At 66.5% G+C, this 26,229-nt stretch carries 20 protein-coding genes; 12 read left to right on the top strand and 8 right to left on the bottom strand.

Going from position 1 to position 26,229, the window contains the following annotated elements; translation table 11 throughout:
• Nucleotides 1–62: 62 nt before the first annotated feature.
• Complete coding sequence (locus ACFJI2_RS04585) at nucleotides 63–272, bottom strand: hypothetical protein (protein ID WP_377703942.1); 210 nt, start codon at nucleotides 270–272, stop codon at nucleotides 63–65.
• Between ACFJI2_RS04585 and ACFJI2_RS04580 the strand changes: the two genes are divergently transcribed.
• The 10 genes from ACFJI2_RS04580 (at nucleotide 271) to ACFJI2_RS04535 (ending at nucleotide 14,180) form a co-directional block, all read left to right on the top strand.
• Nucleotides 271–2,979: a response regulator gene (locus ACFJI2_RS04580; RefSeq protein WP_377703941.1), complete on the top strand. Its 2,709-nt coding sequence runs from the start codon at nucleotides 271–273 to the stop codon at nucleotides 2,977–2,979. The two genes, ACFJI2_RS04585 and ACFJI2_RS04580, sit on opposite strands and share 2 nt — an antisense overlap.
• Entirely contained in the window at nucleotides 2,976–4,106 is a 1,131-nt protein-coding gene (locus tag ACFJI2_RS04575) for a two-component system response regulator (protein WP_377703940.1), read from the top strand. Before ACFJI2_RS04580 ends, ACFJI2_RS04575 begins: the two co-directional genes overlap by 4 nt.
• Nucleotides 4,107–4,440: 334 nt before the next feature.
• A complete protein-coding gene (locus tag ACFJI2_RS04570) occupies nucleotides 4,441–6,111 on the top strand; it encodes a glycosyl hydrolase family 18 protein (protein WP_377703939.1) in 1,671 nt (556 codons plus the stop codon).
• A gap of 19 nt (nucleotides 6,112–6,130) precedes the next feature.
• Nucleotides 6,131–7,162 (top strand): cupin-like domain-containing protein, encoded by a 1,032-nt coding sequence (locus ACFJI2_RS04565; RefSeq protein WP_377703938.1) that lies wholly within the window; start codon nucleotides 6,131–6,133, stop codon nucleotides 7,160–7,162.
• Between the two features lie 12 nt (nucleotides 7,163–7,174).
• Nucleotides 7,175–9,469 (top strand): chitinase C-terminal domain-containing protein, encoded by a 2,295-nt coding sequence (locus ACFJI2_RS04560; protein ID WP_377703937.1) that lies wholly within the window; start codon nucleotides 7,175–7,177, stop codon nucleotides 9,467–9,469.
• 159 nt (nucleotides 9,470–9,628) lie between these two features.
• Nucleotides 9,629–10,456: a hypothetical protein gene (locus ACFJI2_RS04555; RefSeq protein ID WP_377703936.1), complete on the top strand. Its 828-nt coding sequence runs from the start codon at nucleotides 9,629–9,631 to the stop codon at nucleotides 10,454–10,456.
• A gap of 65 nt (nucleotides 10,457–10,521) precedes the next feature.
• The gene (locus ACFJI2_RS04550) at nucleotides 10,522–11,931 is read left to right on the top strand and encodes an L-cystine transporter (protein ID WP_377703935.1); all 1,410 of its coding nucleotides are present in this window, start codon (nucleotides 10,522–10,524) and stop codon (nucleotides 11,929–11,931) included.
• A gap of 83 nt (nucleotides 11,932–12,014) precedes the next feature.
• Complete coding sequence (locus tag ACFJI2_RS04545; protein ID WP_377703934.1) at nucleotides 12,015–12,776, top strand: histidine phosphatase family protein; 762 nt, start codon at nucleotides 12,015–12,017, stop codon at nucleotides 12,774–12,776.
• A gap of 23 nt (nucleotides 12,777–12,799) precedes the next feature.
• Nucleotides 12,800–13,732: an NAD(P)H-hydrate dehydratase gene (locus tag ACFJI2_RS04540; protein ID WP_377703933.1), complete on the top strand. Its 933-nt coding sequence runs from the start codon at nucleotides 12,800–12,802 to the stop codon at nucleotides 13,730–13,732.
• 94 nt (nucleotides 13,733–13,826) lie between these two features.
• Nucleotides 13,827–14,180, top strand: coding sequence for a hypothetical protein (locus tag ACFJI2_RS04535; RefSeq protein WP_377703932.1), 354 nt, complete (start codon nucleotides 13,827–13,829; stop codon nucleotides 14,178–14,180).
• Between the two features lie 69 nt (nucleotides 14,181–14,249).
• Here ACFJI2_RS04535 and ACFJI2_RS04530 read toward each other — a convergent pair whose 3' ends face one another.
• The 4 genes from ACFJI2_RS04530 to ACFJI2_RS04515 form a co-directional block, all read right to left on the bottom strand.
• Nucleotides 14,250–15,662 carry an OmpP1/FadL family transporter gene (locus tag ACFJI2_RS04530; protein ID WP_377703931.1) on the bottom strand — a complete coding sequence of 471 codons (1,413 nt, stop codon included), beginning with the start codon at nucleotides 15,660–15,662 and terminating at the stop codon, nucleotides 14,250–14,252.
• A 164-nt stretch (nucleotides 15,663–15,826) separates the two neighbouring features.
• On the bottom strand, nucleotides 15,827–19,039 hold the full coding sequence (locus ACFJI2_RS04525; RefSeq protein WP_377703930.1) for an efflux RND transporter permease subunit: 3,213 nt from the start codon (nucleotides 19,037–19,039) through the stop codon (nucleotides 15,827–15,829).
• Nucleotides 19,040–19,042: 3 nt separating this feature from the next.
• A complete protein-coding gene (locus ACFJI2_RS04520) occupies nucleotides 19,043–20,221 on the bottom strand; it encodes an efflux RND transporter periplasmic adaptor subunit (protein ID WP_377703929.1) in 1,179 nt (392 codons plus the stop codon).
• A 166-nt stretch (nucleotides 20,222–20,387) separates the two neighbouring features.
• Nucleotides 20,388–20,819: a divergent PAP2 family protein gene (locus ACFJI2_RS04515; RefSeq protein ID WP_377703928.1), complete on the bottom strand. Its 432-nt coding sequence runs from the start codon at nucleotides 20,817–20,819 to the stop codon at nucleotides 20,388–20,390.
• Between the two features lie 105 nt (nucleotides 20,820–20,924).
• Here ACFJI2_RS04515 and ACFJI2_RS04510 point away from each other — a divergent pair, with 105 nt between their 5' ends.
• Nucleotides 20,925–21,956: a DUF475 domain-containing protein gene (locus tag ACFJI2_RS04510; protein ID WP_377703927.1), complete on the top strand. Its 1,032-nt coding sequence runs from the start codon at nucleotides 20,925–20,927 to the stop codon at nucleotides 21,954–21,956.
• Nucleotides 21,957–21,993: 37 nt separating this feature from the next.
• Nucleotides 21,994–22,368, top strand: coding sequence for a hypothetical protein (locus ACFJI2_RS04505; RefSeq protein WP_377703925.1), 375 nt, complete (start codon nucleotides 21,994–21,996; stop codon nucleotides 22,366–22,368).
• Nucleotides 22,369–22,479: 111 nt separating this feature from the next.
• On the opposite strand, the gene ACFJI2_RS04500 is transcribed toward ACFJI2_RS04505, so the two are convergent.
• From ACFJI2_RS04500 to ACFJI2_RS04490, 3 genes are all read right to left on the bottom strand, one after another.
• Nucleotides 22,480–24,810, bottom strand: a complete 2,331-nt coding sequence (locus ACFJI2_RS04500; RefSeq protein ID WP_377703924.1) for a hypothetical protein — start codon at nucleotides 24,808–24,810, stop codon at nucleotides 22,480–22,482.
• 139 nt (nucleotides 24,811–24,949) lie between these two features.
• A complete protein-coding gene (locus ACFJI2_RS04495; protein WP_377703923.1) occupies nucleotides 24,950–25,372 on the bottom strand; it encodes a cupin domain-containing protein in 423 nt (140 codons plus the stop codon).
• 30 nt (nucleotides 25,373–25,402) lie between these two features.
• Complete coding sequence (locus ACFJI2_RS04490) at nucleotides 25,403–26,158, bottom strand: SDR family oxidoreductase (protein ID WP_377703922.1); 756 nt, start codon at nucleotides 26,156–26,158, stop codon at nucleotides 25,403–25,405.
• Nucleotides 26,159–26,229 lie beyond the last annotated feature (71 nt).

The following is a 26,229-nucleotide window of genomic DNA, read 5'->3' as shown; positions in this document are numbered from 1 at the left end:
CGGACGACAGCGGCGGCCAATGGCGCGTGGTGCGCCTGCAGGACCGTTCCGCATGGCTGCCGCTATGGCGCGACCTGGCCGCGGCGGCCGGCGCGCTGCTGGCCGTGTGGCTGCTGGCCCTGGTCGTCACCGGCCGCCAGCGCCAGCAGGAAGCCGAGCGCCGCCTGCGCTTCGAGAACGAGAAACGCATGCGCGAGATCACCAACAACCTGCCGGTGGCCGTGTACCAGTTCCGGCGTGGGGGCCGACGGGCGGCCGGCGTTCAATTTCATGAGTCCCGCCATCACCGCCATCACCGGCTTGCAGCCGAACGACGTGCTGGGCGACGGCAGCTTGCTGTTTGCGCTGCTGGATCCGGACGGCCGGGACGGACCGGGCGGGCTGCTGGCGCAAGTGGCGGACGCGGCGCTGCACCAGCGGCCGCTGCACCGCAGGCTGGCCTTCGGCGGCAGCGCCGGTGCGGACTCGCGCTGGGTCGAGCTGCACTGCACCTGCGCGCACCAGCCGGACGGCGAGGATGTGTGGAACGGCTACCTGGCCGACATCACCGCCGAGCACGACGCCGCACAGGCGCTGGGCGCGGCCAAGCAGGCGGCGGAAGACGCCACGCGCAGCAAGTCCATGTTCCTGGCCAATATGAGCCACGAAATCCGCACGCCGATGAACGCCATCATCGGCATGAGCCACCTGGCGCTGAAGACGGGCCTGACGCCGCGCCAGCACGACTACGTGCAGAAGATCCAGCGCGCCGGCCAGCACCTGCTGGGCATCATCAACGACATCCTGGACTTCTCGAAGATCGAGGCCGACAAGCTGCAGGTAGAGCACACCGCCTTCGACCTGAACCAGGTGCTGGAAAACGTGGCCACGGTGATCGCGGAGAAGGTCAACGCCAAGGGACTGGAGCTGGTGTTCGACGTGGCCAGCGACGTGCCGGACAGCCTGGTGGGCGACCCGCTGCGGCTGGGCCAGATCCTGATCAACTACGCCAACAACGCCGTCAAGTTCACCGAGCGCGGCGAGGTTGACATCACCGTGCGCGTGCAGGCCAGCGGCGACGGCAAGGTGCTGCTGCGCTTTGCCGTGCGCGACACCGGCATCGGCCTCACGCCGCAGCAGAAGGCGCAGCTGTTCCAGAGCTTCCAGCAGGCCGATTCCTCCACTACCCGCAAGTACGGCGGCACCGGCCTGGGGCTGGCCATCTCGAAAAAGCTGGCGGAGCTGATGGGCGGCACGGTGGGCGTGGAAAGCGAGCACGGAAAAGGCTCGACGTTCTGGTTCACCGCCAGCCTGGCGATCGGCGCGGCTTCGCGCCGTTCGCTGCTGCCGCATCCCGACCTGCGTGGCCGCCGCATCCTGGTCGTGGACGACAACGACAACGCGCGCGCCGTGCAGACGGGCATGCTGGCCTCGATGCGTTTCGAAGCCAGTGCCGTCGCCTCCGGCGCGGAAGCGCTGCAGCGCGTGCGCGTCACGGCAGGCACGCCGCAAGCGTTCGACGTGGTGCTACTGGACTGGCAGATGCCCGGCATGAACGGCGCAGAAACGGCCGCCGCGTTGCAGGCGCTGGCGGCAGAGCTGCGGATGGAGCGTCCGCCGCGCCTGGCCATGGTGACTGCCTTCGGGCGCGAGGAAGTGCTGGCGCAGGCACGCGCCGCCGGCATCGAGGACGTGCTGGTCAAACCGGTGAACCCGTCGGTGCTGCTCAATACCCTGATCCGCCTGCTGGGCGGCGATTACGAACACGATCCGGAATACGCTCAGCGCGCCGAGGGCCTGCCGCCGTATGAATCCATGGCCGGCGCGCTGGCCGCCATCGCCGGTGCGCGCGTGCTGCTGGCTGAAGACAATGCGCTGAACCAGCAAGTAGCCACCGAACTGCTGGCCGACGCCGGCCTGCAGGTGGACGTGGCTGCAAACGGGCTGGAAGTGCTGGACCTGGCGCAGCGGGAGCGCTACGACATCGTGCTGATGGACATGCAGATGCCGGAGATGGACGGCCTGGAAGCCACGCGCAGGCTGCGCGCCATGCCGGAGCTGGACGCTTTGCCGGTCGTCGCCATGACGGCCAACGCCATGCATAGCGACCGCGAACTATGCCTGGAAGCCGGCATGGTCGATTTCATCAGCAAGCCGATCGAGCCGGACGAACTGTGGCGCGCCCTGCTGCGCTGGATACCCGCGCGCCGCGCCGCCAGCCCGGTGCCGCCCGCCCCCGGCCCCGCCATCCTCGGTCCCGCCCCCCCAGGTCCCGCCACCTCCGCTGCCGCCACCTCCGCTGCCGCCACCTCAGCTGCCGGCGATTCGCCCGCCAGCGTCCTAGGTTCCGGAACGCCGGACGGCCTTGCTGGCCCGGCGCCCGGCGCTGCATCCGGCCGCGCCGCGCCTGATGACGACTGCGGCCTGCCTGCCGCCATCCCCGGCCTGGACGTGCACTCCGGCCTGCGCCGCGTGCTGGGCAAGCGCCCCCGTTACCTGTCCATGCTGCGCGGCTTCGTGTCCAACCAGTCCGGCATGGACGCCAGGATTGCCGCCGCCGTCGCGGCCGGCGACAACGGCGGCGCCGAGCGCATGGCGCACACACTCAAGGGCCTGGCCGGCAACATCGGCGCCGACGCCCTGCAGCAAGCCGCGGCGGCGCTGGAACATGCCATCGCCGCCGGTGGCGCCACGGGCGAGCTGCAAGCTGCGTTGGCCCAGCAACTGAACGCGCAGCTGGACGCCATCACGGCCGCCCTGCCCGCCGAAACCGAAACCGCCTCCGCCCCAATCGCTGTCGACGCCGCCCTGCGCGACAACGTCCACGCCCAGCTGGTGCGCCTGCTGTCCGACGACGACGCCGAAGCCGAGAAAGTACTGATGGAGCACCATGCGCTGCTGGCCAGCGCCTATCCCAACCACATCCGCCGCCTTCAGCAAGCGATCGGCCAGTTCGACTTTGACACGGCGCTGGCCGTCCTGGAAGAAGTGCAACCATGAGCTACCCTCCCGGCTTGACCCGCAAACCCGTCATCCTGATCGTCGATGACACGCCCGACAACCTGTCCCTGATGAGCGGCCTGCTGTCCGGCGACTACACCGTCAAGGTCGCGCCCAGCGGCGCGCGCGCGCTCAAGATCGCCCACGCGGACACGCCGCCCGACCTGATCCTGCTCGACATCATGATGCCCGAGATGGACGGCTACGAAGTGTGCCGCCAGCTGAAAGCGGACCCGCGCACCGCCGCCATCCCCGTCATTTTCCTGACCGCCAAGTCCGAAGTGAAGGACGAGCAGCACGGCTTCCAATTAGGCGCAGTGGACTACATCACCAAGCCGGTCAGCCCACCCATCGTGCTGGCACGGGTGCGCACGCACCTGACGCTGAAAGCATCCTCCGACTTCCTGCGCGACAAAAACGACTACCTGGAAAAGGAAGTGGCGCGCCGCACCGACGAAGTGCGCGCCGTGCAGGACGTGACCATCCTCACCATGGCCTCGCTGGCCGAAACGCGCGACAACGACACCGGCAACCACATCCTGCGCACGCAGTGGTACGTGAAGCTGCTGGCAGACCATCTGCAGCACCACCCGCGCTTCGCCGCCGAGCTTACGCCCGCCTACATCGACGTGCTGTTCAAGTCCGCCCCGCTGCACGACATCGGCAAGGTCGGCATCCCGGACCGCATCCTGCTCAAGCCGGGCCGCTTCGAGCCGGACGAATGGGAAATCATGAAGACCCACTGCGCGCTGGGCCGCGACGCCATCGTTCACGCCGAACGGCGCCTGGGGGTGGACGTGCCCTTCCTCAGCTGCGCCAAGGAGATCGCCTATTCGCACCAGGAGAAATGGGATGGCAGCGGCTATCCCGATGGCCTGGCCGGCGACGTCATTCCGCTATCGGCGCGCCTGATGGCCGTGGCCGACGTCTACGACGCCCTGATTTCGCGCCGCGTCTACAAAGAAGCCATGCCGCACGAGAAGGCCGTTGCGCTGATGCGCGAAGGACGCGGCACGCACTTCGACCCCGACATCCTGGACGCCTTCGTGGCCCTGGAAGCCGAATGCAAAGCCATCGCCGAACGCTACCTCGACAGCGATGAAGACCTGGAACGGCACACGCAATAAAGTGGCCGAAGGCTGCGGCGGCGCCCGAAACCGCTCCCCCATGCCCGTGTCACTTCCGCGCGCAGCCATACCACTTTAACTCCAATCAAAACTGGTACGCACAAAATAACAAAGTGTCTCATTTAAGACATTTTGCCGATGTGCTATGGAGAAGCACAGCTTTTCCATCCCGCCAGCCCCCCTCGCTTTTCAATTCGTATCAACAATTGGTCTTAGATTGGCAGTAATTTTTAAAACCACTTGACTACCACTTTTCATGCTCGCATTCTGGTCCCTGGCTATGTAAGAAAGCCGGGGACAAATCCAGAAATAAAACCTAGACCAAGGAGCATGTATGGGCAAGGCATTAAGGGCGAACAGCCTCGTGATCGGCCTGATAGGCAGCGTGTTGGCCGCGTGTGGCGGCGACTCGAACCAGGCAGCACAACCGCAGGCCATGCGCCTGCTCGCGATGGCGGCAGCGGACACCGGCTGTCCCGCGTGGGACTCGGCCGCCATCTACACGGTGGGCATGTGCGTCACCTACAACGGCGCCACCTATAAGGCCAAGTGGTGGACCCAGAACAATGTGCCGGGCACCGAGCAATGGGGGCCATGGGAGCTGCAGGCAAGTACGCCGACGCCAACCCCGACACCGACACCAACCCCAACGCCCACGCCGACACCCACACCTACTCCAACCCCAACTCCTACGCCAACGCCAACGCCGAACGGCCGCGAAATCGGCTCTTACTTCGCGCAGTGGGGCGTGTACGGCCGTGGCTACGAAGTGGCGGACATCCACACCACCAAGACTCCGGTCAACGGCGTACAGACCAGCATCGCCGACCAGCTCACCTTCATCAACTACGCCTTCGGCAACGTCTACCAAAAGAACGGCGGCTACGAGTGCGACATGGTGACGCGCGCCGAAACCGGCAACGAAAACCCCACCTCGCCCGCAGCCGGCACCGGCGGCGATTCCTACGCCGACTACCAGCGCCAGCCCGCGCGCACCGTCAACGGCCAGTCCGTGCCGTGGGACGCGCCGCTGTCCGGCAACTTCCTGCAACTGAAGCTGCTCAAGGCACAGCACCCGAACCTGAAGGTCTTCATCTCGCTGGGTGGCTGGAGCTGGTCGAAGTTCTTCTCGGCCGCCGCCAAGACCGACGCGCTGCGCAAGCAACTGGCCAAGTCCTGCGTGAAGATGTTCATCGCCGGCGACCTGCCGGTGCAGGACGGGCGCGGCGGCCCCGGCTCCGCCAAAGGGGTGTTCGACGGCATCGACATCGACTGGGAATACCCGGGCGGCGGCGGCCAGCCCTACAACACCTTCGACGCGGTGAACGACAAGCATAACTTCACCCTGCTGATGGCCGAGTTCCGCGCCCAGCTCGACGCGCAAGGCGCCATCGACGGCAAGCGCTACCCGCTCACCGCCGCAGTCGGTGCCGGCGCGGACAAGATCGCCCAGACCGAGCCGGGCCAGTACGGCCAGTACATGGACTGGATCAACCTGATGACCTACGACTTCCACGGCGCCTGGGAAAGCACCACCAACTTCCACTCCCCGCTGTACCACGATCCCGCCGATCCATCGACCGGCAACGTCGCCAAGTACAACGCGCACGACGCCATCACGGCGCTGGTGGCGGCCGGCATGCCGAAGAATAAGATCCTGCTCGGCGTGCCCTTCTACGGCCGTGGATGGAAAGGCGTCACGGCCGGCCCGAACGGCAATGGCCTGTACCAGTCCGCCACCGGCGGCGCGCCCGGCGCCTACGAAACCGGCATCGAGGACTACAAGGTCCTGATCGGAAAAGCCGGCCAGCGCTGGACGCATCCCGTCACCAAGCAGCTCTACCTGTACACCACCACCGGCGAATGGTGGAGCTACGACGATCCCGCCGTCATCGGCACCAAGATGAAATACGTGCGCGACGAAGGCTTGCGCGGCGCCTTCTCCTGGGAGCTGGACGGCGACGCCAGCGGCGCCCTGACCAGCGAAGTGTGGAAAGGACGGTAAGCCCATGAAAGCGCGCGCAATGGCCCAAACTCAGGCTCAGGCCCAGACGGGCAGCATCAGCGATGAATGGAAATGCTGGATCGCCGAGAACCTCATCCTCGGTAGCCACCCGGACACGCTGGCCGGCATCCTGGTCAAGTCCGGCGTCATTGCGCGCGATGCGCACGCGGAAATCCGGGCCGCGCTGCGCAGCCCCTACCTGCAAGGCGTACAACGCCTGCACAACCGCCTCGCCAAGCGCGACTGGGTGCTCGGCATCCAGTCGCAGCTGAACCTGCTGGCGCCGGCGGAGGAAGCGGCGCAGATCCCGCGCCGCGAGCGGCTCTCCACTGAGGACTTCCTGCACCAGCACTACCGCGTCAACCGGCCCGTCATCATTACCGGCATGCTGGAGGACAGCGTGGCGCGCGCCACGTGGACGCTGGAGTCGCTGGGCCAGCGCTTCGCCGAGCGCATGGTGGAAGTGCAGTTCGGCCGCAACGCGGACCCGGACTACGAAATGAACAGCATCGCGCACAAGCGCCGCATGCCTTTCGGCGACTACGCGGCGCTGGTGCGCAGCAGCGGCGTGACCAACGACTTCTATATGACGGCCAATAACGACACGCAGAACCGCCAGGCGCTGCACGAGTTGTGGGCCGAGGTCCCCGCCCTGCCCGACTACCTGACGGGCGAGCGCGCGGGCTTTTTCTGGCTCGGTCCGGAGGGTACCGTCACGCCCTTCCACCACGACCTGACCAACAACTTCATGCTGCAGATCTCGGGCCGCAAGCGCGTGCGCCTGATCGCGCCCTGCGATACGCCCCGCATGTACAACCAGCGGCACTGCTTCACGCCGGTGGACGGCCGCGCCATCAATTTGCAGCGCTTCCCCGCCATGGCCGGCGTACCGGTGCTGGACTGCGTGCTGGCGCCGGGCGAGATCCTGTTCCTGCCGGTGGGCTGGTGGCACTTCGTGGAGGCGCTGGACGTCTCGATCACGGTATCGGCCACCAACTTCCGCTGGGATAACGACTTCTACAGCAACTACCCACCACATCACGATTTCTGAATCGGAGACACAATGAAGACCAATCTGCTGATGCTCATGCTGCTGAGCGGCGCCCTTGCGGCCTGCGGCGGCGCGGGCGATACCGCCACCACCACGCCCGCGGCCAGGAAGCTGTCCGGCGCCGTCGCCGCGCCGTGCGACGAATGGGCCGCCGCCAGCGTCTACACCGCCGGCGCCTGCGTTACCTATCAGGGCAAGACCTACACCGCCAAGTGGTGGACCCAGAATAACGTGCCCGGCACCGAGCAGTGGGGACCGTGGGAACTGCAGGCGACGACGCCGACTCCCACGCCTACCCCGACGCCGACACCGACACCGACGCCGACGCCAACGCCGGTCGCCTGCCGCCCCGACGGCCTGGCCTCGCCCGTGACCAACGTGCCCTACTGCGGCGTGTACGACGCCAACGGCCGCGAGAAGCTGGCCAATGGCCTGAACCGCCGCATTGTCGGCTATTTCACCAGCTGGCGCACCGGCGCGGGCGGCACGCCGTCCTACCTGGTCAACAACATCCCATGGGACAAGATCACCCACGTCAACTACGCCTTCGCAGCGGTGGACAGCGCCAACAAGGTGCAGATCGGCAGCGGCCCCGCCAACCCGGACACCGGCATGACCTGGCCCGGCATTCCTGCCGCCGCCATGGACCCGGCCCTGCCCTACAAAGGCCACTTCAACCTGCTCGCGCAGTACAAGAAAAAATACCCCGGCGTGAAGATCATGCTGTCCGTGGGCGGCTGGGCCGGCAGCGGCGGCTTCTACACCGCCACCACCAACGCCGACGGCTCCCTGAACAGCGCAGGCATCAACACCCTGGCCGATTCCATGGTCGCCTTGCTGCGCCAGTACACCTTCTTCGACGGCATAGACATCGACTACGAGCATCCCACCACCAACAACGAAGCCGGCAACCCGCTCGACTTCGGCGTGTCCAAGCCGCGCCTGGCCGGCCTGATGAAGAGCTACAACGTACTGCTCAAGACCGTGCGTGAAAAGCTCGACACCGCCGCCGTGGCGGACCAGAAGTACTACATGCTGACCATCGCCGGTTCCGCCTCCGCGTGGATATTGCGCGGCGAAGAGAACCTGTCCGGCCTGAAGTACCTGGACTACGCCAGCCTCATGTCCTACGACCTGCACGGCGGCTGGAACCAGTACGTCGGCCCCAACGCCGCCCTGTTCGACGACGGCAACGACGCCGAACTCAAGGCCGGCAACGCCTACCAGTACGGCGGCATCGGCTACCTGAACGTGGACTGGGCTTACCGCTACTACCGTGGCGCCTTGCAAGCGGGGCGCATCAATATCGGCGTGCCTTACTACACGCGCGGCTGGAAGGACGTTACCGGCGGCACCAACGGCCTGTGGGGCACTACGCCGCTGGTCAACAGCACCGTCACTTGCGCCGGCGTGAAAACCTGCGGCACCGGCGCCGTCGGCATCGACAACGTCTGGCACGACCTGGACGCCAACGGCCAGCCTGTCCCCGGCGGCGGCAACCCGCTGTGGCACGCGCTCAACCTGCAGAACGCCATCGTGCCGGACTACCTGGACGCCTACGGCATCACCGAGAAAACGCTGACCGGCACCTATGCGCCGAACTACAGCGCCACCATGTCCGCGCCGTGGCTGTGGAACGCAACACGCAAGGTCTTCCTGTCCACCGAGACCGCGCAATCGATGGCCGCCAAGACGCAGTACGTCATCGACAACAATATCGGCGGCATCATGATCTGGGAACTGGCCGGCGACTACGCGTGGGACGCCAGCAAGCGCGGCGGACTGGGCGAGTACTTCATGGGCTATACGCTCACCACCAACATCTATAACGCCTTCAAGGCCGCGGGGCCGTATGGCGCAGCGCGCGCCGAATCGGCGGTCCCGGCCGGGAGCGCCAGGGTGAGCATCGAGCTGGGCGGCTGGAAGCTGGGCGACAGCAACTACCCAATCAACCCGGTGATGACGGTGACGAACAACTCCACCGCCACCATACCGGGCGGCTCGGTGGTGGAGTTCGACTATCCGGTGTCGGCGCCGGCCAGCATGAGCGACCAGTCGGGCTACGGGCTCACGGTGATCAAGGCCGGCTACACGGGGCCGAACAATATCGGCGGCTTCAAGGCAAACTTCAACCGCGCCAAGTTCACCATCCCGGCGTGGCAGTCGCTGGCGCCGGGGGCGTCGGTGTCGCTGACCTTGAACTACACGCTGCCGATCGCCGGGCCATCTGCCTACACCATCACCGTCAACGGCGTGCGCTACGCGCTGGCTGACGAATATCCGGACTTGCCGGTGGTGCTCAAGTAAGCCTGCGGCGGCGCACGGCGGGTTACGGCCTTTGGCCTAACCCGCCGACCACGGCTGCGCGCGGGTGTTAACTTTTTTTGCGTAAGTGACAATGCGCGCATTTTTGCGCCCCCTGTTTGCCCTATCCTTACCGCAATTCTGTTAAGCCGTTTATCCCGCATGCCAAACTCCGACGACCAGGCCGCCGCTGGCCTGCCTTCACGCTATCGCGTCATTGCGCGCGGCCCGCTGCCGGGGCAGGACGCCGCGCTGGTGGCGGCGCGGCTGGCCGCGCTGTTCCAGCGCAGCGTGCAACAGATGCACGCCTTGCTGGCGGCGCCGTTCGCCATCGTGAAGAAGGGTATCGACCTGGCGAGTGCGCAGCAGTTCACCAAGGCGCTGGCTCACTGCGGCTGCGCCTGCCATATCGAGGCGGAGGCGCCGGACTTCAGCGCGCTGCAGCTCAAGCGTTTCGCCAGCCCCGGCATCGGCATCGTGCTCGACGCGCCGACCGCCTGGCGCGACAGCAGCGACGGCCATGCATACCAGCTGTTCGACCTGGCCGGCGGCAGCCAGCTCACGGCCATCGGCGTGGCCAACACCAGCCTGACCGTGCATGACTGGAACGAACTGCGGCTGAGCAAGGTGGCCGAGGAAATGCCGTGGCTCAAGCAGGTCAAGCGGCCCTACCGGTTGGAAGGCGAAAACTGGGGCATGCGCGTGCAGGGCGTGGCCACCGAGTACCAGGGCGCGTTCCCGGGGCTGGCCGCGCATGCCGGGGCCGATGCGGCAGAGGACGGCCTGAGCCACCATCTGGTGCTCAGCCTGTGGACGCGGCAGGCGCTGGCCTGCCTGACCATCCACGCGCCCGCGGCCGCCTTCCGGCAGAACGAGGCGCTTTACCGCTGGCTGCTGCAAACCCAGCTCAGCGTACAGGAACACCCGCCCGGCCCCGTGCGCGATGAAGCCATGGCGCGCTGGCTCAAGTACAACAAGGTGGCGGTCTGACAGCTGCGTGGAATTTGCCTTAAAATGGCCCGGCGACAATTTATTCACGAGAATAAGGCCGGTGTATGGCAATTAACGTAACGATCAACCTGGCGGTGGCGCTCGCGCTGCTCGCCTTCATGTACCGCCAACAAAGCAGGCACGCCAGCTTCACCGTGCGCGTGTTCACCGGCCTCGGCCTGGGCGTGCTGCTGGGCGCCGGCCTGCAAGCCATCTACGGCACCGCCAGCCCCGAACTGAAGACCACCAGCGACTACCTGGACATTATCGGCACCGGCTACGTGAAGCTGCTGCAGATGATCATCATGCCGCTGATCATGGTGTCCATCATCGCGGCCATCCTCAAGCTCAAGAACGCTTCCTCGCTGGGCAAGATCAGCGCGCTCACCATCGGCACGCTGATCGCCACCACCATCGTGGCGGCCGGCCTCGGCATCGTGATGGCCAAGCTGTTCAACCTGAGCGCCGTGGGCCTGACCGCCAACGCGGCCGAGGCGGCGCGCGGCGCCTACCTGCAGGGCAAGCTGGGCGACGCGCAGGCGATTTCGCTGCCAAGCATGCTCATCAGCTTCATCCCCGCCAATCCCTTCCTCGACCTGACCGGAGCGCGCAAGACCTCCACCATCGCGGTGGTGATCTTCTCCATCTTCATCGGCATCTCGGCCATCGGCATCCACGACAAGAAGCCGGAGCTGTTCGCCTCCTTCGACCACTTCATCAAGGTGGCGCACGCCATCGTGATGCGCATGGTGACGCTGGTGCTGCGCCTGACCCCGTACGGCGTGTTCGCGCTGATGGCCGGCCTGGTGGCCACCTCCAGCTATGCCGACATCCTCAACCTGATCAGCTTCGTGCTGGCCTCGTACAGCGCGCTGATCCTGATGTTCTGCGTGCACCTGGCGCTGGTGTCGGCGGCCGGTCTCAATCCGCTGCGCTACGTGCAGAAGATTTTCCCCGTGCTGGCCTTCGCCTTCACCTCGCGCACCAGCGCCGGCTCCATCCCGATGAGCGTGCAGACGCAGACGCGCCGCCTCGGCACGCCGGAAGGCATCGCCAATTTCGCCGCCTCCTTTGGCGCCACCATAGGCCAGAACGGCTGCGCCGGCATCTACCCGGCCATGCTGGCGGTGATGATCGCGCCCACCGTAGGCATCGACCCGTTCACGGCCAGCTTCATCGTGCCGCTGCTGGCCATCATCGCCATTGGCTCGGTGGGCGTGGCCGGCGTGGGCGGCGGCGCCACCTTTGCCGCGCTGATCGTGCTGTCGTCGATGAACCTGCCGGTGGCGCTGGCCGGCCTGCTAATCTCGATCGAACCGCTGATCGACATGGGCCGCACGGCGCTCAACGTGAGCGGCTCCATCATGGCCGGCACCGTCACCAGCCGCGTGCTGGGCGAAACCGATATGGCCGTGTTCAACGGCGACGCGGAACTGGGCGACGAGCCGGAGCCGGAGGCAAGCCGCGCCGCCTGAGCGCCGCGCCCGGCACGCTTGCGCCACACTTTTGTAAATTCGACTAGCATGGGCCGCACTTCCTCTCGAACGGAGCGGCCGGCATGGAACAAAAGTGGCCCCAGCAGTTGTGGCTTGTGCGGCATGGCCAAAGCGCGGGCAATGTGGCGCGCGAAGCGGCCGAGGCGGCCTCGCAGTTTCTGATCGATATCGCGCACCGCGACGTCGACGTGCCCCTGTCCGAACTGGGTGAACGCCAGGCGCGCGCCCTGGCGGCCTGGTTTGGCGCCCTGCCTGCCGGGCAGCAGCCCGACGTGGTGCTGCACTCCCCTTACGTGCGCGCCGCCGGCACGGCCGCCGCCGTCATCGAACAGCTGGGCCGCCAGCGGCTCACGGTGATCGCCGACGAGCGCCTGCGCGAGAAGGAGTTCGGCATCCTGGACCGGCTCACGCCGCTGGGCATTGCCGACAAGTTCCCCGAACTGGCCGAACAGCGCAAGCACGTGGGCAAATTCTATTTCCGCCCGCCCGGCGGCGAAAGCTGGTGCGACGTCATCCTGCGCCTGCGCAGCGTGCTCGACACCATCACCCGCGAATACCGGGGCGACCGCGTGCTCATCGTGGGCCACCAGGTGATCGTCAATTGCTTCCGCTATCTGCTGGAGCGCATGGACGAGGCTGAAATCCTGGCGGTGGACCGCGAGGCGGACGTGCCCAACTGCGGCGTCACGTCCTATCTGTTCGATCCTGCGGCGGGCAAGCACGGCAAGCTGGTGCTGCAACAGGCCAACTTCGTGGCGCCGCTGGAAGACACCGGCACGCCCGTCACCGCCAAGCCGGACGTGCCGGCCGCGCCCAAGTCCTGAGCGACGCACTGCAGGAATCCGCCATGCCCAGCAACAAGACCCACGCCATCGACATCAGCCTGCGTACCCTGCGCGAGTGGCCGCTGCCGCTGCCCAATTTCGACAGCGACAAGGAATTGCGCGGCCACGTGCTGGTGGTGGCCGGCTCGCGCGAGATGCCGGGCGCCGCGCTGCTGGCGGCCACGGCGGCGCTGCGCGCGGGCGCCGGCAAGCTGACGCTGGCCACGGCGGCCAGCACGGCGCCGCACGTGGCGGCGGCGCTGCCGGAAGCGCGCGTGATCGCGCTGGCGGAAACGCCAGGCGGCGGCTTTTCCATCGAAGCGGCACGCAAGCTGGGCGAGCTGGCCGCCAAGGTGGACGCGCTGCTGGTGGGGCCGGGCATGCAGGACGAGGCGGCCAGCGCGGAGCTGGTGCGTGCCCTGCTGCCGCGTTTCGCCGGCTGCAAGATCATCCTGGACGCGGGCGCCATGGAACTGCTGCGCCCGCCCGACGAGCCGCACCTGCTGGCCGAGCCGGTGGACAGCGAACACTTCCGTTTCGAGGAAGCGGTGCTGCTGACGCCGCACGCGGGCGAACTGGCCCATCTGTGCGGGCAGACCAAGGCGGCCGTGACGGCCGAGCCGCACGGCGCGGCGCTGCGCTGCGCGGCGCGCTGGAACGCGGTGGTGGCGCTGAAGGGGCCGCTGACCGTGATCGCCGCACCGGGCGGCGAGCTGTGGGAGCACCAGGGCGGCAATATCGGCCTGGCCATCTCCGGTTCGGGCGACGCGCTGGCCGGCATCATTGCCGGGTTGGCGGCGCGCGGCTGCGCGCTGGAACAGGCCGCCGCATGGGGCGTGGCGCTGCACGCCGCCGCCGGCGACCAGCTCGCGCTGCGCTACGGCACGCTGGGCTACCTGGCGCGCGAAATCTCGGCCGAAGTGCCGGCCCTGCTGCGCACGCTCGCGCCCGCATGAAATAAGCGGAACCCTCTGGCCGCAAACGAATCCAACGATAAGGACTTACTCTGGCGTATTCCCCTTAGCCTTTATATTTTGAAAGGAAAACACCATGAAAACATTGAGCACCACGCTGCTGTTGAGCGCCATCCTCGCCACCGCCACGCTGGCGGGCTGCAAGAACCGCGCCGCCGACACCGGCACCACCGACAACGCAACAACCCCATCCACCACGCCGAGCACCACGCCGCCGGCCGCGTCGCCCACTCCTGGCACGGGCCCTGACACCACCACGCCGGCCACGCCGACCACGCCAAGCGACCAGAACGCCACGCCGCCGGCAAGCGGCACCAGCGGCAGCGGCACGTCCGGCACCAGCGGCACCTCGGGCACCACCGGCAGCGGTACCGGCACCAGCACAGGCACAGGCACCAGCAAGGACAACCCGCCGCCGCCGAAATACTGAGGCCAACAATAAAAAAGCAGGCTGCCCTTGCGGGACAGCCTGCCTGGTCACGACACTGCTACGGGCGGCTTAGAACTTGTAGTTGTACGCCACGCCCAGCAGTTGCAGGTTGGTCTGGTAGGTGCCGCGCGTGGTTTCACCGTTGCCGGTGCAGCCTGCCGTCAGCGGCGAACAGTTGTTGCGGTAGTTGGCGTTGGCATCCTTGAAGTCCAGGTAGCTGTACGCCAGGTCGATCGACGCGCGCGGGGACAGCTTGTAGTTGGCGCCGAAGGAGAGCTGGTTGCGGTCGCTGTCCGGCAGCGCTGGATGGCGCAGCTCGTCGCTGTTGACCGGGGTCTGGTCATGCGCAATACCGCCGCGCAGGGTCAGCTTGTCGTCGAACTTGTAGCTCGTGCCCAGCGACACGCGCACGGTGTTCTTCCACTGCTGGCGGATCACTTCGTCGCCCTCGTCCGTGCCTGGGAACTGGATGTGCAGGTCGCCCATGCGCGAATGGCGGGTCCAGGTCACGTCGCCCATGGCGGCCCAGCGCTCGTTAATCTGGTGGAAGGCGTTCAGCGACAGCTTTTCCGGCGTGCGCAGCGCCACCAGGGCGGCCGAGTTCACCTTGCGCGAGCTGGCTGCCAGCACCTTGTTCACCACCGGATCGGCGGTCACGTTGGAGAAGTCCCACACGGTCGAGCCTTTCAGCTTGTGCGAGATAGACGAGCGGTAGGCAATGCCGAAGCGGGTGTCCTTGTCCAGCTGGAACATATAACCCAGGTTGAAGCCGAAGCCCCAGTCCTTGCCGTCGTTCTCGCCACGGCCGTCCTGCACTTTCGCCAGCGCGGCCGGATTGCCGCCCAGGGCCATGATCTGCTTGACCAGCGCGGCGCTGTTCGGCGTGCCCGCCAGCGCGGCCACGGTGCCCGGCACGTCCACGGCCTGGCCCAGCTCAGCCTTCATGAACTCGGCGGTCAGGCCGAAGCCGAAGGAGTGCTGCTCGTTCAGCTTGAACGACGCGGACGGGTTCAGCGCAATCGCTTCCAGCTTGATGTTGGTCAGCGCGTAGCGTCCGTTCCAGTTGTCGCCGTAGTTCAGCTTGGTGCCGTACGGGACGAACAGGCCCATGCCGGCGGTCCACTGGCTGTTGATCTGCCTGGTGTAGTACAGCGACGGGGCAACCACCACGTCCGGCGCGTAGTCTTCGGTGGGCGTGCCGCCGGTTGGCGTGCCGGTGAAGCGCTTGGAGCCGGTGTCGTTGTAGGTCGAGTGCGGCACCACGGCGGTGGCGCCGGCGCTGAAGTTCTGGCCCTGCAGGCGGCTCATGCCGGCCGGGTTGGCGAACAATACGCTGGCGTCTGCGGCTTCGGCGCCGTTGGCGTCGGCAGTCGCTTGCGCGGACACGCTCTGGGAACCGAAATGGTAACCCGAAGCCAGGGCGGAGGTGGACATGGCGGCCAGCGCGGCGGCCACAATCAGGGGCAGGTGTTTAGGTTTCAATGTGAGTCTCAAGGTAGTTGCTATTGTCATATCCCCGGCAGCGGCCAGCCGGCGCCAGGCGGGGGGCCAGCATACTACATTCATGAAGCAATTGCCTTGAGTTAACCCTCTAAGAAAAGAAAAGGGACCCCGCAGGGTCCCCCAAGGAATGAAGCCTGGCGCGCTTAGGCGGCCGGCTTCAGGCTGGCGGTGCCGCGGCCCGCCACCTTCAGCACCACCCACTTCAGCATGCGGTACACCAGGCGCACGAAGACCAGCGCCAGCAGCGCCTCCACGAAGGTCATCAGGAAAGCCAGGGCCGAGCCCCAGCGCGCGTCGCGGCGGTGGAACTTGGCCACCATGCGGTCGCGCGCGATTTCGATGCTGTCGTAGAAGGTCGGCACCACCAGCAGCGTCAGGAAGGTGGAGGTGATGGTGCCGCCGATGATGGCGATCGCCATCGGACGGTAGAACTCGCCGCCCTCGCCCATGCCGATGGCCACCGGCATCATGCCGGCGATCAGCGCAAAGGTCGTCATCAGGATGGGGCGCAGGCGCATGCGGCCCGCATACATCAGCGCATCCTCGCGGCCATAGCCTTCCTCTTCACGCTTGCGCGCCGCATCCAGCAGCAGGATGGCGTTCTTGGCCACCAGGCCCATCAGCATGATGACGCCGATAAAGCTCATCAGGTTCAAGGTGCCGCCGGTCACCAGCAGGCCCACCACCACGCCGATCAGCGACAGCGGCAGGGACAGCATCACCGCGCCGGGCGCCGTGAAGGAGCCGAACTGCATCACCAGCACCAGGTACATCAGGCCGATGCCGGCCACCAGCGAAATGCCCATCTGGGTGAACACTTCCTGCTGGTCCTTGCCCGAACCGCCCACGGCCAGGCCGAAACCGGGCGGGTAGTCCAGCGACTTGGCCAGCTTCATGGCGTCCGAAATCACTTCGCCGTGGGCGCGGCCTTCCACGTTGGCCGACACCGAAATGGTGCGCTTGCCGTCCTTGTGGCGGATGGTGGACGGACCCTTGCCCATGGTGATGCGGGCGATCTGGTCCAGCGGCACCATCATATTCGTGTTGGACACGCCGATCGGCAGGCGCTCGATGTTGTCCAGGCTGACGCGGTCATCCGGGTGCAGGCGCACCGCCACGTCGCGCGTTTCGCCGGTCGGATCGACCCAGTCGCCCACTTCGATGCCGGCAAAGGCCACGCGCAGCGCCTGCGCCGCGTCGCCGGCGGAAATGCCCATCGAGTTGGCCAGCGAACGGTTCAGTTCAATCTGCAGCTCATCCTTCGGGTCCTGCTCGGACAGGCCCACGTCCACCGCGCCCGGCACCTGGCGCAGCTTGTCCATGAAGGTGTTGGTGATATCCATCAGCTTGCGCGAATCCGGGCCGACGAAGTCGATCTGCACCGGCTTGCGGGCGTTGTTGGACAGGTCGTCCAGCACCACGAACTCGCCGCCCACCAGGCCGGCCAGCTTCTGGCGCAGCTCCACGCCGATCTCGGTGGCGTCGCGCTTGCGCTTGGAGCGCTTGCCGATGTCGACCCAGATGCGGCCGCCCGACAGGTTCACATAGGTGCTGGTGGCCTTCACTTCAGGAATGGTGTGGGCGATTTGCGCCGCCTTGTCCATCTTCATCTTGGTGTAGTCCAGGCTGGACGAGGACGGCGTGCGCACCTCGATGGCCAGCGAACCGAAGTCCGACTTCGGCAGGAAGCTGGTGCCGCCCCACTTGGCCTGCAGGAACAGCGCGCCGACGAAGGTGGCGAAGGCGATCACGGCCATCCAGCGACGGTGGTGCAGCGCCCAGGCGATCACTTTGCCGTAGCGGTCGGCCTGGTGGTCGAACCAGTGGTTGAACTTGTCCAGCACCTTGCCGATGCCCTTTTTCTGGGCCGTATGGTGGTCGGGCGGGTCGCCCCAGTAGGCCGACAGCATCGGGTCCAGCGTGAAGGAGATGAACAGCGACACGGCCACCGAGCAGGTCACGGTCAGCGCGAATGGACGGAACCACTCGCCCGGCATGCCCGGCATGAAGGCCACCGGGATGAACACGGCCATGATGGAGAACGTGGTCGCCGCCACGGCCAGGCCGATTTCGGCGGTGCCGTTCAGCGCGGCCTTGCGGCGGTCCGAGCCCATCTGCATGTGGCGCACGATGTTTTCGCGCACCACGATGGCGTCGTCGATCAGCACGCCGATCGCCAGCGACAGGCCGAGCAGGGTCATGAAGTTCAAGGTGAAGCCGCACAGCCACACGGCGATGAAGGCCGCCACCACGGAAGTGGGCAGCGACAGCGCCGTAATCAAGGTCGAGCGCCACGAGTTCAGGAAAGCGTACACCACGAAGATGGTCAGCACGGCGCCGAACACCAGCGCCTCGATCACGTTGTTCAGGGAATCCTGCGCGTCCTCGCCGCCGTCCTGGGTGATTTCCAGCGAAGCGCTATCGCCCAGTTCCTTGTTGATTTCCTCGACCAGCTTGCGGGTTTCCTTGGCCACGGCCACGGTGGACGCTTCGCGCGAGCGGATGATGGACAGGCCCACGTTGGCCTTGCCCGAACGCAGGCTGACGTTGTTGATTTCGGCAAAGCCGTCCTCGATCACGGCCAGCTGGCCCAGGCGGATCAGTTCGTCGCCGCGGCGCTTGACCACCACTTCCTGGAACTCTTCCGGACGCTCGATGCGGCCGACCAGGCGGATCGCCTTCTCGTCCAGGTTGCCGCGCACCTTGCCCACCGGCGCATTGGTGTTCTGCATGCGCAGCGCGTTGGCCACCTCGGCCACCGACACATTGTATTCACGCAGCTTTTCCGCGCGCAGCAGCACCGACAGCTCGCGGCGCAGCGCGCCGTTCACATTGACCACGGCCACGCCGTCCAGCGCGCGGAAGCGGTCGGCCAGCTTGTCTTCCGCCAGGCGCGAAATGGCCGCGTGCGACATCGACTTGGACGACAGCGACACCTGCATGATGGGCTGGGCCGAGGTATCGACCCGCTGTATCATCGGCTCGCGCATCTCGGTCGGCAGCTTGTAGCGCACCGCCGCGATGGAGTTGCGCACCTCGTCGGATGCCTCGATCAGGTTCTTGTCGAAGTTAAAGCGCAGTTCGATGGTGGCGCTGCCCTCGCGCGAGGTGCTGTAGGACTCGGTCACGCCGGAAATGCTTTGCAGCGACTTTTCCAGGCGGTTGATGATTTCGCGCTCCACGGTTTCCGGCGACGCGCCAGGGTACGGGATGTTGACGATCAGCACCGGGACGTCCACGTCCGGGTTCTGGTTGACGCGCAGCTTGGACAGGGCCAGCAAGCCCATGGCCATCATCGCCACGATCAGCACGATCATGGCGACGGGGCGCTTGATACTGAAATCGGATAAGAACATGGCTTAGTTTCCTTTGTTCGCTGCCGCAGCGGCCGAACCGGCCGAAGCCACCGCCTTGGGCTGCTGCATCTCGACCTTCTGGCCGTCGCGGAAGGCCGACGACGGCGCGCGCAGCACCATGTCGCCTGAGGCCAGGCCGTTTTCCACCTGCCAGTTGCCGCTGCGCGCGTCGCGCGCGCCGATGGCCAGGCGGGCTTTCACCAGGGCCTTGTCCTTGATCTTCCAGGCGAAGGTGTCGTCGCCCTGCTTGACCAGCGCCGATTCGGGGATCATCAGGGCGGCGGTGGTGGCCGCTTCGATGCGGCCTTCGGCGAACAGGCCGGCCACGCCTGGACGGGCCTTGTCGGTGAATTCCACCAGCACTTCGACCTGGCGGGTCACCGAGTTGGCGGCCGGATCGACGCGCTTGATCTTGCCGGTGAAGCTCTGGCCCGGGTAACCGTTGATGGCGAACACCACGTTCTGGCCGGTTTTCACCACGCCCACCTTGTCGGCCGAGACGCGGCCTTCAAAGCGCATCGACGCCGGATCAACCACCTTGATCAACTCCTTGCCCACCTGCGCGGTATCGCCGGCCGACACCTTGCGCTCGGAGACGATGCCGTCGAACGGCGCGCGCACCAGCGTGCGCGAGAGCTGCTGGTTGGCCGCCACGAGGCGCGCCTTGGCGGCCGACAGGTCGCTCTGGGCGTTGTTGCGGCGCACTTCGGCGTCTTCCAGCACCTGCGAGGACACCATGCCGGACGATTTCAGCGTTTTCTGGCGCGCCAGCACGCGCTCGGCCTGCTCCAGCGACTGGGTCGAGGCGCGCACGGCCTCGCTGGCCGAATTCATGGCGTCGCGCAGCGAGGTATCGTCCAGGCGCACCAGCAGGTCGCCCTTCTTCACCGGCTCGCCGTTTTCCTTCAGCACCTGCATCACCACGGCGCCCACTTCGGCGCGCATGTCGGCCTTGCGTTCCGGCTCGATGGAGCCGGTGACCACCGGGCCGGAAGCCAGCGCATTGGTTTCCACGGTGACCAGATCCTCTGGAGCGATCTGCAGCGTAGCCAGTTTCTTGTCGTCCTTCGCAGCGGCTTTGGCCGACGCGCTGGCCTGGCCGGCCTCGGGCGCTTTATCAGACTTGCCGCAGGCGACTAGCGCTGAAGCGACGGCAAAAGCTATGAGGGTTTCACGCAACATATAAATCTCCAGAGGATAGGACTACTTTGCTGTTATTAGATGCAGTTTCTGCAAGCCGCAGAGTATCCGGGGGCGGAGGTGCAGTGTCAATTCGCAGGGGGCCAGACTGCGGGTTTTTGTGGCTGGAATGCTGAAATGGCGGATAGACCGCAAAATCAGCGGACGATCATCGGCCGAAAAAAGCGTGCACCAAATGACCGATGGCAATGCCGGTGCACAGGCCGCCGATGATTTCGACCACCGTGTGGCCCATGCGTTCGCGCAGCCAGGTGTGGGCGCCGCTCTTGCCGTCGTCGCCCTTGGCCAGGCGGTTGATGGCCGCCGCCTGGCGCCCGACGTGCTGGCGCAGGCTGTTGGCGTCGATGACGACGATGAAGCACAGCGTCACCGCCACGCCGAAGGCCGGATGGCCGATGCCCTCGCGCAGCGCGATCAGGGTGGCCATGCTGGACACCACGGCGCTGTGGTTGCTGGGGAAGCCGCCGTTGCCGACCAGATTGAACGCCCAGCGGCGCGCTTTGGCGCTATTGATCAAAAATTTGATCGGACCGACGGCGGTCCAGGTAATGACAGGAGTGAGCAAATAGGCGAGATCCATCGAGAATTCCTTTGTGGCAATCCGTCCATTATCGCAGAATGGATGTGGACGGCGATAGCAAGTCATATAAAATCGACACCCTAAAAGAACACAACAGGGAACTACATGAAACACTTCAGAATATCCATCCTCGTCACCGTCATCCTGATGGGTATCGCCGGCTGGTGGGGCTATAGCCGGGGCGGCAGCGCCGGACTGCTGACCGCGCTGTGGATTACCGCCGTGCTGGGCGTGATGGAAGTCTCGCTGTCCTTCGACAACGCGGTGGTCAACGCCGCCGTGCTGAAAGACTGGAACGCCTTCTGGCAGAAACTGTTCCTGACGGTGGGCATCATCGTGGCCGTGTTCGGCATGCGCCTGCTGTTCCCGCTGCTCATCGTCTCCTTCGCCACCGGCCTGGGCCTGGTGGACGTGTGGAATATGGCGCTCACCACGCCGGACGAATACTCGCGCTACCTGACCGGCGTGCACGCCGAGGTGGCAGCCTTCGGCGGCGCCTTCCTGCTGCTGGTCTTCCTCAATTTCCTGTTCGACGAGGAAAAAGAGCTGCACTGGCTGGGCTGGGTGGAGGAAAAACTGGGCGCGCTGGGCACCGGCGGCCTGGCCATCCTGCTGACCCTGCTCGGCGTGCTGGCCTGCGTGGCGCTGGTGCCGGAAGCGAAAAAGTTCAGCGTGCTGTCGTCCGGCGTGATCGGCGTGGCAGTGTACGTGGCGGTGGACTGGATCAGCGGCCTGCTCGAGAGCGAGGAACACGACCCGCACACCGGCGTGGCGCTGGCCAAGGGCGGCATCGGCGGCTTCATGTACCTGGAAGTGCTGGACGCCTCGTTCAGCTTCGACGGCGTGATCGGCGCCTTCGCCATCACCTCGGACGTGGTCATCATCATGCTGGGCCTGGCCATCGGCGCCATGTTCGTGCGCTCGCTGACGGTGTTCCTGGTGCACAAGGGCACGCTGGACGAATTCGTGTTCCTGGAACACGGCGCGCACTACGCGATCGGCATCCTGGCGCTGATCATGCTGGCCAGCGTGAAATACCACATTCCCGAATGGTTCACGGGGCTGTCCGGGGTGGCGTTCATCCTGGTGTCGCTGTGGTCATCGGTGCGCCACCGCCGCCAGATGGGCGGGGAGTGATAAGATCGCAAGGTTGCCACCCTAACCAGCAAAACACATGATCAAATCACCCCGCATCAAATACATCCTGCTGGCGCTCGTGCTGGGCGCCGGCCTGCTGTTCGCCGGCTACACCTGGATCACGCTCAACGTGTCCTACTCGGAAGGCGAACGGGCCGGCTACCTGCAAAAGTTCTCCAAGCGCGGCTGGATCTGCAAGACCTGGGAAGGCGAGCTGCTGCTGACCTCGATGCCCGGCGCGATCCCGGAGAAATTCCAGTTCAGCGTGCGCGATCCCGAGCTGGCCAGGCAGATGTCCGCCGCCACCGGCAAGCGCGTGCTGATCACCTACGCGCAGCACAAGGGCGTGCCGACCGATTGCTTCGGCGAAACCGAGTATTACGCCGAACGCCTGCAGGTTCCCGCGCAATAAAAAATGGCGGATTACGGTGCTGCGCCCCTAATCCGCCCTACGACATCAATCCCATCACGTACTGTACGTACTGTAGGGCGGGTTAGGCGCACAGCGCCGTAACCCGCCGCCTCACCGGCCGCGCCACACCGCGCCGGCCGTCTCCTTCAAGCGCCCGATCACGTCGCGCGCCATGGTTTCGGACTGCTCGTGCTCGGCACGTGCGCGCGCCGCCGCCAGCGTCGCGGCAAAGGCATTTTCTTCCGCCAGCGCCGTCTGCGCCACTTCCACAGCCAGCTTCTCCTCAATCGCGTTCAGCGCATTCTGCGCCGCGTGCTGGCGGCGGGTTTCCAGTTCCAGCAGCTTCTGCTTGGCCAAGGTCATGGCCTGGGTAGTATCCACCACCTTGCGCTGCAAGGCCGCGTGCGCCTGCGCCGCCGCCACCAGCGCCTTCTGCTCGTCCGCCTTGTCCTGCGCAGCCTTGGCCGCCGCCTGCACCGCCAGCTCATGCTCGCGGGCCAATTCGGCCTGCTGCTGCTCCGCCTCCGCCTGCGCGCGCAGCGCGGCGGCAGCGGCCTTCTCCGATTCCAGACGGCTCTCGATGGACTTGGCGGCGCGCTCTTCGGCCGCATTGGCCAGGCGCTGCTGGGTCAGTTTCTGGTCGATCACGGCCAGCGAATGGCGCTCGGTTTCCACGAATTCCTGCTCGGCCTTGAGCAGTTCGGCAGCCTTGGCCGCCTTCTCCTCTTCCACCTGGGCGCGCTGCACATGCACTTCGCTCAGCTCCACGGCCAGGCGGGCCTGCGCCGTCACGGCTTGCGCGGCGATGGCCTTCTGTTCGGCTTCCACGGTGGTCTGCTCAGCCATCAGCTGCATGGCGGCCGCTTCCTTGCCCGCTGCGGCGGCCAGGCTTTCATCGGCGGCCTGCTGCTGGCGCAGCGCTTCGGCCTGCTGCTGCTCGGCGGCGGCGCGGGCTTGCGCGGCGGCGAATGCGCCCTCCTCGGCTTCCAGGCGCTCCTTCAGCGCGGCGATGGCTTGCTGCTCGGCAGCGGCGCGGGCTTGCTCGGCGGCCAGCAAGTCGGCCGCGCGGGCGGCTTTTTCCTCGGCCAGCGCGGTGGCGGCGTTCTGCGCTTCCACCTGCGCAGCCAGCGTGGCCACTTCGGCCTGCTCGGCGGCATTCTGCGCCGCGGCCAGCTCGACGGCGGCGCGCGACAGCGAAGCGCGCTCGTCGGCCAGCTGGGCGGCGCGCTGCTGCTCCAGGCTGTCGGCGCGGGCCGCTTCGGCGGCGGCCTGCTCGGCGGCTTGGCGCAGGCGGGCCTGCTCCAGCGCCTGCGCTTCGGCTTCCACCTTGGCCAGGGTTTCAATTTCCGCCTGCTGCTCGGCTTCGAAGCGCGCCAGCGCCACGGCGCGCAGCTGGCGGTCCACTTCGATGCGCGCCTCGGTGGCGCTGATGATGCGCGCGTCCGCGTCGCGGCGGGCCTGCGCGCTGGCGGCGGCCACCGCTTCCAGGCGCTCGCGCTGGATAGCCGCGTCGCGGATTTCCTTTTCGGTCTGCAGGCGCAGGTGCAGCGACTGGGCGGCGCTGCGCTCGGATTCGGCCTTGGCCAGGGCAATGGCTTCGCGCTCCTGCTCCAGGTGGGCCAGCGCGCGGGCTTCTTCCAGCGCGCGCGCTTCGGCGGCGGCGCGGTTGAAGGCCGCTTCCAGCGCGATCTGGTCGGCCCGTTCGCGCTGCACGGTCAGTTCCAGCGCTTCCGCTTCGGCCGTGGCCAGCGCGTCGGCGGTCTGGCGCGCACCGTAGGCATGGCGCTCGCGTTCGCGGGCCAGCGTGGCCAGGCGGGCGTCGGCCGAGGCGATGCCCACCATTTCCTCGCGCGCGGCCTGCACGGCGGCCAGGCGCTCGGCAGCCTGCTTGCGGGCCTGTTCGGTTTGCGCGGTCAGTTCGTCGGCGGCGCGGGCGGCTTGTTCGGCCAGTTCGGATTCGGTGGCGATCTGCTCGGTGGCGCGGCGGCGGCTTTCCTCTTCGGCACGGGCGCGCTGCTCGGCGGCCAGGCGGATCTGGGTGTCGGCTTCCGCGCGGGCGCGCAGCTCGGCCGTTTCCATTTTCACCGCTTCCAGGCGCGCCACGCTGGCCTGGGCGGCGGCGCGCAGGCTTTCCAGGCGCTCGCGGTTGGCGGCAATGGCTTCCTCGGCCGCTTGCGCGCTTTGCTGGGCTGCCGCGGCGGCGGCGGCATCGATGGCGGCGCGGTCGTCGGCCAAGGCGCGGGCGCGCGCCTCGGCGTGGGCGCGGCTCTCGGCGGCGCAAGCCGCCTTGGCTTCGGCTTCCACGCGGGCGATGGCTTCCTTGATGGCGTTCATGTCCATGGCGCCGCGCGGGGCCGGTTCAGCGGACTCTTGCAGGGGCGGAACGGGAACATCGATGGCCGGAATGACTGGTTCGAAGGACTGTGCCGGTTGTGCTTGCATGAGATTTCTCGCTTAATCGTGCGCCCCGGCACCCGCCGGGACTTCTGAATAAGCATTATCAAACAGCAAGCGCGCCGGCCTAGCCCCAAGCAGAGCGGGAAAACCCCGCCATTTCGTCACATGGCGGGGCCGGCCGGACTCAGTCGAACGGCGTAGTTAACTCTTTGTCATTGGTATCGACCACGAACACTGCGAGCAGCTTGGCCGGCTTGGTCTTGCTGGCGTTGGCGCTGACGCCGTGGCGGTCGCCCGGCAGCTCAGAGAAGTTCTGGCCGGCCGTGTACACCGTTTCCGGGCCGTCGTTGACCTGGCTGCGGATGGCGCCTTCCAGCACGGTGGCGTAAATGAAGGCGGAGCGGGCGTGAGTGTGGCCGGGCGAATAGCCGCCGGGACCGTATTCGACCAGCACGCCCTTGATGCTCTTGCCGGGCACATTCGGCAGTTCGTGCTGGTAGACCTGCGTCACTTTGGCATTTTTCGCCTTGGGCGCCTCCGCATTGGCGCTGCCGAACGGCAGGGCGGCGGCAAGCAGGACGCTGAGGATGCTGAGGGTGGCTTTCATGGAATTCTCCTTACAGATCAAGTGCGTTTATCAAGCCGATGCCTGTGCACGGCGCAGCCATGCGTCCAGGTTGATGCTGCCCAGGCGGGCCTCGCCCATCGGCACCAGCGACAGTTCCTCCACGCGGCCGCCAAAGTAGCGGGCTTCGGTGTCGCGCACGACGGTGCGTTCGTCGCCCACGGCTTTCAGGTAGCGGGCAATGAATTCGTTCAGCGGCGCGCGCTCCGGGCCGGCGATCTCGACAATGCCGTTGATGGGCGCGGCCTGCGCCACGGCGGCTACGCTGGCAGCCACGTCGTCGGCCGCAATGGGCTGGAACTGGCCCGGCGCCAGCCTGATCACGTCGCCGTCCACGCCGGCGGCAGCGATACCGCCGAGGAATTCCATGAACTGGGTGGCGCGGACGATGGTGTAGGGAATGCCGGAGGCCACGATGGCCTGCTCCTGCGCCACCTTGGCCAGGAAGTAGCCGTTGTCCGGCATGCGGTCGGTGCCGGCGATGGACAGCGCAAGATGATGCTGCACACCCGCCTCGGCTTCCGCCGCGAGGATGTTGCGGCTGGTGGTCTGGAAGAAGTCCAGCACTTCGCTGGGCGCCCACGACGGGGCGTTGGCCAGGTCGATCACGACTTGCGCGCCGGCCATGGCCTCGCGCAGGCCTTCGCCGGTGTAGCTGTTGATGCCGCTGGACGGCGAGGCCGCAAGCACTTCGTGGCCTGCCTGGTGCAGGATGGCGACGGTTTTCGAGCCGATCAGCCCGGTACCTCCGATGACGACGATTTTCATGATGTGCCTTTCATTAGATTGAGATGCGATCTAAGGGTGTTCCCTTGCATATTAGACGCAGCGGGGAAACA

Source organism: Pseudoduganella sp. UC29_71 (assembly GCF_042693265.1).
GTDB lineage: Bacteria > Pseudomonadota > Gammaproteobacteria > Burkholderiales > Burkholderiaceae_D > Rugamonas.
Note: the sequence above shows the minus strand (reverse complement) of the source record. Positions and strands in the feature narration are given on the sequence as shown.